Source organism: Ancylobacter sp. 3268, assembly GCF_031456575.1.
Classification (GTDB): Bacteria; Pseudomonadota; Alphaproteobacteria; order Rhizobiales; family Xanthobacteraceae; genus Ancylobacter.
The window spans coordinates 1-10,313 of record NZ_JAVDUX010000040.1 but is presented as its reverse complement, the minus strand read 5'-3'; the positions used below and the strand labels follow the sequence as shown (position 1 = coordinate 10,313).

The window sequence follows — 10,313 nt, the reverse complement described above, 5'->3', positions numbered from 1 at the left end:
GCCATCGTGACCGGAGGGGCCTCGGGCCTCGGGCTCGAGACGACGCGCGCTCTCCTCCATGCCGGGGCCGAGGTCATCGTGCCGGCGCGAAGCCCCGAGCGGGCAAGGACGGCCTTACGCGGGCTTGCCGGCGCAACCGTCGAACCCATGGACCTTGCCGATCCGCAATCCATTGTTGCCTTCACCGACCGTATCGAGCGCACGGGCCGGCCCGTGTCAATCCTCGTCAACAGCGCAGGCATCATGGCGACACCCGAGATGCGGGACGCCGAGGGCCACGAGGCACAGTTCGCGACGAACCATCTCGGCCACTTCCGTCTTACGCTCGGCCTCTGGCCCTCGCTTGTCGCGGCCGGGGGCGCACGCGTCGTCAGTGTCTCATCACGCGGCCACCAGATCGCCGGGGTCGACTTCGAGGACATCGACTTCCGGGTTCGTCCTTACGACAAGTGGGTCGCCTACGGTCAGTCGAAGACGGCCAACGCCCTCTTTGCGATGGCGCTGGACCGCCGGGGACGGAGTCACGGCATCAGAGCCTTCTCGCTTCATCCGGGCCAGATCCTGACGGATCTCGCCCGGCATCTCAGTGCCGAGGAGATTGCCTCCTTCGACGCCTTGGACAAGGCGGGGCGCCCGATCATCGACCCCGCGCGCGGCATGAAGACGGTCGAGCAAGGGGCAGCAACGAGCGTCTGGTGCGCCACGAGCCCGCGTCTCGACGGCCTCGGCGGCGTCTACTGCGAGGACTGCGACATCGCCATCGTCAACAACCCAAGCATGGGAAGGAAAGGCGTCAGCCCCTGGGCTTGCGACCCGGACTCCGCTGAGCACCTGTGGCAACTATCCGTTGCGTGGACAGGCTTGGACACCGTTTGAGTTCCTGCGTCGTCGCCGGGCGATCGACACCGGTTCGCCAGGGTCGTCGCCTTCGGGACCCACGTTGCGAGAAAAGGGTCAGGACGCCGAGCGCCCCCGCCGCCTCACCATGGCGGCTCATCTCTCGGATCAGGCAACCCGGCTCTCACCATCGCAGCCTCCACCTTTGCGGCGAGTTCCCTTCGATAGCCAGTGTGACAGTCGCCAGCATGTAGCCAGACGTGCTTGCCAGGTTCCGGAGACATGACCGCCAAAAGGCGAGAGGTGGAGCTATCGGCATATCCGCACATAGCGCAGCACCCTGGAGCACGATCGGGCAGCATCATGCGGGGACTGTTCAACAGTCGCGTCCGAACCACTGGGAGAGCCCTTTTGACGGCCGACGCTCGATCAGCGCCGCGATCCATTTCCCGCTGAACGACCCGGCTCCAGAGCTTCGCAATGTCAGCCGATAGCTCGTCCAATTGGACATTTTCGTTTCCGGCTACATCGTTTTCGAGGGGAACGTGGGGAACAAGGGGAACAGTTTCCTCAAATCGTTCATTTGCAACGCTTTGCTCCGTTCCCCAATCTGTTCCCCAACTCTCCTCAGCTTGGGGAACAAGGGGAACAGCATCGGGAACACGATTTTCATTCTCGGCTACATCGTTTTTCGGGGGAACGTGGGGAACATGGGGAACGGAGCTGACAAATCGTTCAGCACCAACGGTTTTCACCGCTCCCCGCTCTGTTCCCCAATCTGTTCCGACGTGGGGAACATGGGGAACAAGCGCGGGGCGATGCCGGGCAAAGGCAACGAAACGGGCGCTCATGACGTGTTCCCCTAGACGTGGGTGCCGGCAGTGAGACGCGCCTCTGCATCGGCGTCGTCCTCACCAAGGATGCGCGGCGTGATGACGTAGCAGCGAACCGTAGCCGTGAAGCCCGGCAAGCGCGTCTTGATCTGCGGCTTTCCGTCTCCGCCCACCGCCAGATAGCCGCGCCGCATGAGGGCCTTTGCCACGTTGGCGCTATCGAGGCCGGCGCAGACTTCCGTGCGCCACACCTCGGGAAGCACCAGATACTCATTACCTCCCTCGTTCGCTTGCCGCCGAAAGCCAGCCCGATTGGGAATGCGCTGTTCAATAGGGGCGCCCTGACTATCCGTTGGGGCAAGGTCGCCCATGGCTTCAAACCGGGAGTTGCCATGCAGCTCAATAAACCGCCGTACCGCCGATATGGCATCGACATCTTCGGCTGGATCCAACCCACCACGCTGGGTTAGCCAGTCGGCGAGGCATCGTGCCGCTGCCCGCGTCGCCTCCCCTTCAGGCCACGGCACGATGCCGGCAACTGCCGCCATCTCGCCCGCCGCGGCGACAAGGCCAAAACGCGCGGCAACGCGGCTGATTTGCCCATCCACCCCTGCGGGCGCATGGTTCCGCAAAAACTCGTCGACATGGTCCTTCACCGCCGGAGCGATGGCGTCAAACTCATCTACCAGCACCCGCAGGAAGGCACGGCTCGGATGACCGTAGTGCTCGCTAGCCGCCACTTTCAGATGCCGGGCGAACGCATCGGCATTGGCGAAGCAGTGCAGGTTTTCGAACATGCCCATGCCTGCGCCGGCATCGGCGGGAATATCGACGATGCGAACCTGTTGGCCTGCCGCGGCGCGCCGTCCCCTGCCATCCTCGGCAATCTTGTCGGCAAGGGAGAGTTCGCCGCTCGAGAGGAAAAGCAGGCGCCACTCTGCCGCCGGGCGAGCCTCGCCGGATCGTGACGCCCTGGACTTCCCGACACCGTTCGCGAGCATGTAGGCGATCTGCCCTGCCTCGCGACCATCCACCTGCCCCATCTCGTCAAGACACAGCAGGCAGTCGCAATGCATGCCGGCCACGCCTTCCAACCCATTGGAGGTGGCACGCCATGTGCGGACATAGCCGCGAATGCCCCCGCCACCCCACGCGGAACCAGCCACGACAAGCGCCGTGCTCTTCCCGGTCGACGAAGCGCCCCTGAAATGAAAGCCGCCGCTCTCGGAGCCGGTCGGATAGAGCAGTGGCGCGGCGAAGGCCGTCGACAGGGCGAGCACCAGCCGAGAATTGCCGACTGCGTAGCGCGCGATATCTCGCTGCCAGCCTTCCAGCGTCCCGGCCTCCCGCAAGGCATGGTCCACGGCGCCGCTGGTCTGAAGAATGATCCGCTCAGCCATTGGCAGGGTCCACCGTCTGGTTGCTGAAAATGAACGACTTGCCATGCCAGCCAACGCGGCCGACACAGCGGGCTTTCTCATCCGGCCGGGCGGTCGAGATGTATTCGTGCAGGGCATCGCGGGCGAACTTGCCCGGTGCCATGATCAGGCCAAGCGACAGAAGCCGCTCACGATAGGCTGTGCCGTCGCCGGCCAGCAGCGCCATCGGCATGGCCCATTGCCTCCTGCGCCCATCGCGATCCGTCACCGTCAGGAGGCGGCCCCATTCCTCACCTTCGGAGCTGCGCGTTTCGGCCGCAATATCGAGCTGAGAGCAAAACCACTTCCATTCGGTAGTGATCGCGCCGGTTTCCTTGTCCGTATGGTCGACACGCTTCTCGACGCCATGCGGCCATGACCGGAACATGCCAGGTGTTGTGTCGTCATCTTCGTCGCCATGCTCACCACGCTCTGCGGCATCGAGATAGGGCGCTAGGAACGCCGGATCCTTTCGCATCTCGATAAGGGCATCTGCCGTCCAGCCCTCATCAGCAGCGTCGGCCAGATCCCAGCCGTCCTTGAGCGGAACACTGCGCGCTACCTTCGCGCCGTCCCGCCACTGCCAATTGCCGAGATGTTCTGGCGCGAGATGCAGGACGCGAGCCGCGCCGGCAGCGCGGGCGAGCTCGCACGCCTTGTCGCCGAAGTCCCGGCCGGGATGCAGCGGCTTGCCCTTGTCGGTCGCGCGCCCCGGCTCGTCATAGTCGGTGGCGATCACCACTGTCCGACCGGCGAGCGGCGAGAAGTCCGTCAGGTGCGGGCTCTTTGCGCCGTGAGCCGGTGTGGTTGCGACCATGTCGGGGAACAGGTCGTGCGCCGCGTCGCGGGTCTTTTCACCCTCGGCAATCAGCACCCATGCGGTGGGATTGGCAATGATGTCCGGAAGAGCGAACAACGGGCGCGGCGCCGGAATGCCCTTGGACCGCCAGCCGCGCTTGCCGTCTCCGAGCTCACAATAGGTGACAGGCAGGATTTCCTTGCCCGGCTCGCCATCCGTCCCGGCAAAGTCCCAGCGGCAGACATAGCCGACAAGCTCCCCGGTCGCGTTGCGGTACGGCCAGGAACGCGATGGCGCACCGAGCTTCGGGTGTTTGAAGGACATAGGTGGCGCGTCGGCCGGCACCGGAATGATCGGCGTCTTCGTGCCGGCCTTCGGCGTAGACTGCTGCGCTGCCGCCACCTCGTCAGCGGAGAGCGGCGCGAACATGAGACCGGCATCCATCAGCGCACCTCCAGCATGTCGGCGAGGTGGCGAGCGGCCTCGATTTGGCTGGTGCCGGAGAGGTACGCCGCCAGGCTGACGGGATCGCCGCCGGCATCGCCAGTCGCGAAATCGGACCACTTGCCGGACGTCATGTTGATGCGGAAGCTGCCAGCCGAACGATCGGAGCGGCGCGGGTTGAGTGCCACCCACTCCCGGCCCTCACGATGCCCGCCGGGGAGCCAGCGAGACAGCAGGGCGGGAAATGCCGCCAGGGCCGCGGCATTCACCTTGTCGAAGTCGAGAGGCGGACGGCGATCCGTCGAGAAGCCGAAGGGATGATCCGTCAAAGACGATCCTCCCTGTTGACGAGGCGCACCTCGGCATTCCAGCGGATCGCGGCATCCATCGCCGCTGTGAGGGCGACGGTCTTGGTGGCATCCTCAGCGAGGAACATTCCGCCGTTCTCGTCCGCCAGGAAGCAGACCCACGCCCCCGACCGCGGATAGACCATCGCGCAGGAAGGCCGTCCGACGAAGTGAGCGTCGCTCGGCAGGCAGGGCTCCGTAATCGGAGCGAACGGCCTCATGCCCTGCCCCCTTCGTCGCTCGCCCAGGCGTCTCGGAGGCGGTAAAATTCCTCAATGAGGACATTTGTGGCTTCAGTGATCCAGTAGTTGACTATGGCCTCCTCTGCCGGCCGGCTCGGATTGACCGCAGCGGCGACGAAAGTGGTCATATGAGCCCAGACTGCATTCAGCGGGTTCAGTCGCTCCGCATCTGTTGCGTCGGTTGGCAGAGAGCAGTCAGCTCCGAATATGACGCGCGCCGCCCGGATAGCCTCAGCATGCAGCCTTTCTTTCAGGGCTTTATCGTCATCGTTCCATTGCGGCTCGTAGCTGGCCGGAATGCCCTCTAGCTCCCTCATGCGCGTGGAGAAGGCCTGCGCGGCCTCGATCCAGATTGCGTGGATCTCGTTCGATCCGGTGACACCGCGCTCGGATGCGGCATGCCTCACTGGCTCTACGGTCGACATCAGAAAGCGGTTGATGGTCGCGATTCGCACATCACGGCGGAAGTTGTCGGGGTCCGCGGATCCGTAGGCCCACAGCCAGTCGAACGCCTGTTGTGCGGCCTCGTGAGCGATGTCGGTTATGATGGATTTCAGGTTGGCGTCGTCCACCATCAGCGGACCTCCCTGCCTAGGCCGGCCAGCTCGATATGAGCGAGCACGACGGCGAATGGCACGCCACAACTCGCCGAGATGCGCCGCGCCCTGACGTGCAGAGGATTGACGCAAGGAGGACTAGACGGGCGCCAGTCGAACAGCGGAAGGCCAGTTGTCGGCTGAATTTCCTTGCCCGGATTCCGGGCGTGAGCTAAAAAAGACATCGAAATCATTCCTTTGAGCGGGAAGGTTTCAGACGCGAATTCTCAGCACCCGGTGCCGCCACAGCGCCGGGTGTTCGCGTTCTCAGACGGCGCTGGTCGTGAAGCGCGGCAACTTGCCGAACCACACCTCGATGGCAGCACGGGTAATCACCGTGCGGCGGCCTAACTTGTGAGCCTCCAGGCGGCCGGCCTGGATCTCGTCGTAGATCTTGTTTCGGCCTACCCCCATGACACGTGCTGCGCCGCTGACGTCATAGGCAAGTGGTTCAGTTTCGGGCTTCGGTCGAAAGCTCATTTTCAGTCCTCAGCATGACCGTTGCGTCAGAGTGTGTCCCGACGTGTTCCGGCGGTTGCTGAGGAAGGTGAGCGATTAGGCGCCCATAAAAAACGCCCACATTATTCCCACGAAACGATATTTGCGGGGGTTACGACTTGGGGGCCTTTGCGGCCTTGTGAGCAACTCGAATGACGTTCTCGATGGTCTTGACGGTCATCCGATCCATATTTGGATGAGAAAATTCAAACCACTTATTCAGGGCTTTCGCTTCGTCTACCAACTTAGGCTCGAACCGGCCTGCTTCTACGCGACGTTTAAACTCCGCTTCAATGAACCCTCGGCCTTTGGTCGGCCGCCCCGGAGAGCCAGTCCGTACAGGAGCTTGTTGTGCCTCACCGATACTGTCCCATTCTGGCGGCGGCCATAAGCGCGTTAAGTCAGCACGCTTGAACATTACATCCCAATATTCCGCATCAGGCGGCCCTTGTGTAAAGCGTAGCGCGTCCGATGGATGATCGAGATTAAGAATGGCGAGATGCGGCCATTCGCTAACTGGAATTTCGACGGGCCGCCCTCGATTGTTGGCCTTTACCGCTGAGGCGACAAGCTCACCGACTGACAGCATTTTCCATAGTGATTCAATTCCGTCAGACACACTCATTGCTCTCGGGACGTATTCCTGTATTATCTCTTGGAGTTGCAAGCGCTCGATAGTCGCCTTAGCTCGTTGCTTGAGCTCCCAGCCTGAAACGTCTTCCCATTCTCGTCCTCCGTCCACTGGAATCCTGGAACGAAACCACTTCCAGTCCCAACATTGAAGTCGATATTCGGCCTGCTGTTCCCTGACTTGTACTGGCTCACGCCAACAGATCCACGCCACGGCCATCGGAAACGTCCATATCGGCCGAGACATTGGATCAAAGGTGGTCGGCTCTGGTCGGGTGGCGAACGGCCGCATACCTTGACGCGATGCTTCAACTTCGGCTTCGTCAGGCCTCATTCGCCCATAGAAAACCTCACCAAGTATGCGTTCCCTCTCTTCAAACTCAGCCCGCGAGGAAATAACCATCGCCTACACCTTAGCGAGCACCGTGGGGAGCACGGGGAAACCGAGCGGTGCAACTCGGCTTGTCGGCTGGCCGGCCTATCCCCGCACAAGATCATGGCGCTCATGACGATTCGGAACAAGACGCGAACACAGAGTGCTGATAGCGTACCCAACCGGCCAAGCTACTAGGCGCAGTGGATCGCTCTCGCGACACCGAAGCCCATGGAGGGCTTGGACTGTCGCGCCCACCCCTTGGTCTCGGGGGAATTGGTGTGAGAAAGGCTCAGTTTGGGAGGCGGCTCGCCTAACCAGCAGCCGCGCTCATTCCATCCGGTTTCCGAGGAGCACGATATGGCGCTCGCTAAGCCTGGGCCGGCCGTTGTGCACGAAGAACGGCTTATCGTGGTAGTCGAACACATAGGCCCGCGCCATGGGCGGTGCCGGCAGTGGCCCCATCGTCGTCATTCCATGGTAGTGCCAAGTTTCGATGTGCCATCCTGTCCGCCCAGCCGACAGGACATTCATCGAACGCACTAGATTGGCGAGGGAATCACGCGCCAGCGCGATCACGCGCTCGTCAGCCCCCATCAACATCTTTTCACCCTCGTCCCACATGGGGCCGCTGCTGAATATGTCCGGCGGGGGCGGCGGCGGGTCCGAGGCTACTATCGCAGGCAGATCCGGCAAAACCGTATCGCCCCGCAGAGTACAAACAGATGTAGCGAGCGCGGGTTTGGCGATCAGCAAGGATGGTGCGAGGCCGAGAAAGAACGAACGCCGGTTCATGATGCACCTCCCGTCGAACGATTCAGCTTCACGATTGACGGCCTGGTGGGGGCTTTCGGTTTCGGCACAGACGGAGCCAGCATGAACCGATCATAGAAATCCCGCGCGTGATCCAATATCTGGTGCGCGTCCTTCGGCTCCGTTGGCAGTGTGGCGGCAAATCTTGCTGCCATCTGCTTCAAGATCAGGTCGTGATGAGGGCCATTGCTCATGCGCGCCTCCCCTCGGCGATGCCGGCGGACTGCCGAGCCATCAACACCCGGAAGTTGCGCATGCGATGGCGCGCGCCGTGCAGGCTGGCCGTCAGTTTCACCGCGTCAACTCGGCGGATCGCCAGCAACGGCGTCTGCCCATATTTCACGCGATAGCCGGGAACGGCCTTCCGTTCTTGAATGGCCCTTTGCACCGTTGGGGCGGACACCCCGACACAGAGGGCGATCGCGACCGTACCGATGACAAGATCAAGCGGGCTGCCCTGCCATTCAGGCAGTTGCGAAAGGAAATCGCCCTTTGGGCGGCGCTGCGTGATCATGCGCACCCCCATTCGGCGGCATGGTCGATGTCATCCTCAGCGGTGCCGTCATCCTCGATGTCCGGATCCCCATCGAGTTCATCGAGAAGCGCCATAAGCGCATCGATGGCGGCCTCGGTACGTTTCCGTAGCCCTGTCTGCTCCACCATGGTGAAGCTGCGGACATAGTTCTCCTGTTCGCCGGCATGGGGTGCCATGGGCGTGCTCCTGTGGTAGGAAAAGTGTTTACAGGGTGAACATGCCGGAAGGTGTTTACAGTGTCAACAGGCGTATCGATCGTTCCGGCCCAATGCAAGATGGCGCGCGCAGCACTGGGAGTGGGTGTGCGCGAACTTGCTACGCTTGCCGGTGTCTCGGCTATGACGGTAACGCGTTTCGAGAACGGGCATAGCGGCGGATCTCCCGAAACGCTCGCCGCGATCCAGCGCGCCCTCGAGGCCGCTGGCGTCGAATTCATTCCTGAAAACGGCGGCGGGCCGGGGGTGCGGTTGAAGAAGCGGGATTGAGGATGCTCAGATAGGAGGAGCAGGTTCCCGCTGGATGAAGCTTATCGAGATGGAAAGGGTTTCTCGTCAAGTTGGCGATAAACGGGAGGCTAGACGCCCAGAAAGCGGAGTCGCGAGGGCGCGTTGAGGGAACTCTTCCATGAAGCAGAGCGCATCAGGGACAGGCTAGCGGAGATCAGGAACTACATCGAAGCCCTAGACCGCGCGCTCTCGGCACGCTTGGCTACAAGGGCGACCTGGACGCCGCCATGCCACGCCAGAAGCGCGAAGTGATCTTCGGGCGCGGCGAGCTGTCACGGGCGATCTACGAGGAACTGCGCAACGCAGAGGGTCCGATCTCCAGCCGCGACATAGCGCGGTCAATCGTGGCGCTACGCGGCGATGATGCGCGGGATCGCAAGTGCCTCTCGGAGCTGACGAAGAGGGTCAGCAAGGCACTGCGAGGGATGCGCGGAGAAAACCACGTGCGATCGATAGCTGACGCCAACAGCAATCTGCTATGGGAACAACGCTAGACCATAGGTTCAGTATCTATATCAATTTTATTGGTCGTCTTTTTCTCAAAAGCTCTAAAGAACAACCGTTCCCATTTATCAAGTCGATCATGGATAAATGGAAAATCCAGCCACTTTCCGATTCCGATCAAAAGTATAAGACTGGCAATCAACGAGAGTGTCGCCACAGCGGAAGACTGCCCGCCGAGCATAAGCATATTGAACAGAGCGACTATGATAAAATGATAGCAAAAGCGCTCCTTATTATATTGCGCTTTTCGCTCAACAAGATCAGCCTCGAGTGCCGCCGCCTTATCGTCTATTCTATACTCTGAGATAGAAGGTGTGAAATTGTCAAGATCATTGGCGCGGTCAGTTTCTGTTATTTCTGGCATTGTATTCAGCCAAAATTGAATCGTTAGGGATTTGTATGGACTTTGAGCCAGGAACATAGTGCTTTGCCCACGCGCCATTCGGCGAATGGGTAATGTCGACAAGCTGCCCAGGTGTAAATCTCAAAAATCGATTGCAAACATCATCTAACGTTTCACGGCGTGGATCCGTCTCTCGGAACCCTAACGCATCGTAGAATATATCCGGCAGTGGCGATGAGCCATGAGTCTTGGCCCTATGATAAATATTGGGTTCTACCGGGCCATAATCCCACGCCTGAAAAGAGCCATCAAAAAGAGGCTTGCCGCCGTTCCGGCCCATATAAATCATCTGCGCAAGATAAAGCAGCTTCTGAAGCTGCAAATTGCTTACAGTCCAGCCGCTTTTTTCACATATGTACTTTGCTACAGAATCAATCCGAGCGGTCATAGCTTTAACCTCTGGCCGAGCATCCATGTCCTGATTTAGAAAACGCAGAACACATTAAGAGCGCCTAACAAAACCGTTTGTTAACCATGTCGGCTTGAGTTTGGCTTCATGGTGAAGAAGCTGCTTCCGGATGATTTGTGGGCGGAG

Annotated in this window: 14 protein-coding genes; 3 read left to right on the top strand and 11 right to left on the bottom strand. The window is 60.9% G+C overall.

From position 1 onward, the window contains the following. The coding region (locus J2X65_RS26625; protein WP_310208456.1) for an SDR family NAD(P)-dependent oxidoreductase at nucleotides 1–876 on the top strand (876 nt) is incomplete at its 5' end. Nucleotides 877–1,699: 823 nt separating this feature from the next. On the opposite strand, the gene J2X65_RS26620 is transcribed toward J2X65_RS26625, so the two are convergent. The 9 genes from J2X65_RS26620 to J2X65_RS26580 form a co-directional block, all read right to left on the bottom strand. Then, the gene (locus J2X65_RS26620; protein ID WP_404977802.1) at nucleotides 1,700–3,115 is read right to left on the bottom strand and encodes a DUF927 domain-containing protein; all 1,416 of its coding nucleotides are present in this window, start codon (nucleotides 3,113–3,115) and stop codon (nucleotides 1,700–1,702) included. Further along, the gene (locus J2X65_RS26615; protein WP_310208450.1) at nucleotides 3,063–4,331 is read right to left on the bottom strand and encodes a DUF927 domain-containing protein; all 1,269 of its coding nucleotides are present in this window, start codon (nucleotides 4,329–4,331) and stop codon (nucleotides 3,063–3,065) included. The genes J2X65_RS26620 and J2X65_RS26615 overlap by 53 nt, the downstream gene beginning before the upstream one ends. Next, nucleotides 4,331–4,660 carry a hypothetical protein gene (locus tag J2X65_RS26610; RefSeq protein ID WP_310208447.1) on the bottom strand — a complete coding sequence of 110 codons (330 nt, stop codon included), beginning with the start codon at nucleotides 4,658–4,660 and terminating at the stop codon, nucleotides 4,331–4,333. The genes J2X65_RS26615 and J2X65_RS26610 overlap by 1 nt, the downstream gene beginning before the upstream one ends. Before the next feature lie 235 nt (nucleotides 4,661–4,895). Further along, nucleotides 4,896–5,495 carry a hypothetical protein gene (locus J2X65_RS26605; RefSeq protein ID WP_310208445.1) on the bottom strand — a complete coding sequence of 200 codons (600 nt, stop codon included), beginning with the start codon at nucleotides 5,493–5,495 and terminating at the stop codon, nucleotides 4,896–4,898. Nucleotides 5,496–5,783: 288 nt separating this feature from the next. Then, the gene (locus tag J2X65_RS26600) at nucleotides 5,784–5,996 is read right to left on the bottom strand and encodes a helix-turn-helix domain-containing protein (protein ID WP_310208442.1); all 213 of its coding nucleotides are present in this window, start codon (nucleotides 5,994–5,996) and stop codon (nucleotides 5,784–5,786) included. Between the two features lie 130 nt (nucleotides 5,997–6,126). After that, the gene (locus J2X65_RS26595; protein ID WP_310208440.1) at nucleotides 6,127–7,047 is read right to left on the bottom strand and encodes a hypothetical protein; all 921 of its coding nucleotides are present in this window, start codon (nucleotides 7,045–7,047) and stop codon (nucleotides 6,127–6,129) included. A gap of 300 nt (nucleotides 7,048–7,347) precedes the next feature. Beyond that, on the bottom strand, nucleotides 7,348–7,812 hold the full coding sequence (locus J2X65_RS26590; RefSeq protein WP_310208436.1) for a hypothetical protein: 465 nt from the start codon (nucleotides 7,810–7,812) through the stop codon (nucleotides 7,348–7,350). 208 nt (nucleotides 7,813–8,020) lie between these two features. Continuing rightward, complete coding sequence (locus tag J2X65_RS26585) at nucleotides 8,021–8,344, bottom strand: hypothetical protein (RefSeq protein WP_310208433.1); 324 nt, start codon at nucleotides 8,342–8,344, stop codon at nucleotides 8,021–8,023. Beyond that, a complete protein-coding gene (locus J2X65_RS26580) occupies nucleotides 8,341–8,541 on the bottom strand; it encodes a hypothetical protein (RefSeq protein WP_310208430.1) in 201 nt (66 codons plus the stop codon). The genes J2X65_RS26585 and J2X65_RS26580 overlap by 4 nt, the downstream gene beginning before the upstream one ends. 99 nt (nucleotides 8,542–8,640) lie before the next feature. Between J2X65_RS26580 and J2X65_RS26575 the strand changes: the two genes are divergently transcribed. Together J2X65_RS26575 and J2X65_RS26570 are read left to right on the top strand one after the other, a co-directional pair. After that, nucleotides 8,641–8,850 carry a helix-turn-helix transcriptional regulator gene (locus J2X65_RS26575; RefSeq protein ID WP_310208459.1) on the top strand — a complete coding sequence of 70 codons (210 nt, stop codon included), beginning with the start codon at nucleotides 8,641–8,643 and terminating at the stop codon, nucleotides 8,848–8,850. Between the two features lie 248 nt (nucleotides 8,851–9,098). Beyond that, nucleotides 9,099–9,365, top strand: a complete 267-nt coding sequence (locus J2X65_RS26570) for a hypothetical protein (protein ID WP_310208427.1) — start codon at nucleotides 9,099–9,101, stop codon at nucleotides 9,363–9,365. Here J2X65_RS26570 and J2X65_RS26565 read toward each other — a convergent pair. Together J2X65_RS26565 and J2X65_RS26560 are read right to left on the bottom strand one after the other, a co-directional pair. Beyond that, entirely contained in the window at nucleotides 9,362–9,739 is a 378-nt protein-coding gene (locus J2X65_RS26565; RefSeq protein WP_310208425.1) for a hypothetical protein, read from the bottom strand. The genes J2X65_RS26570 and J2X65_RS26565 overlap by 4 nt on opposite strands. Further along, nucleotides 9,717–10,166: a type II toxin-antitoxin system antitoxin SocA domain-containing protein gene (locus J2X65_RS26560; protein WP_310208422.1), complete on the bottom strand. Its 450-nt coding sequence runs from the start codon at nucleotides 10,164–10,166 to the stop codon at nucleotides 9,717–9,719. The genes J2X65_RS26565 and J2X65_RS26560 overlap by 23 nt, the downstream gene beginning before the upstream one ends. Nucleotides 10,167–10,313 lie beyond the last annotated feature (147 nt).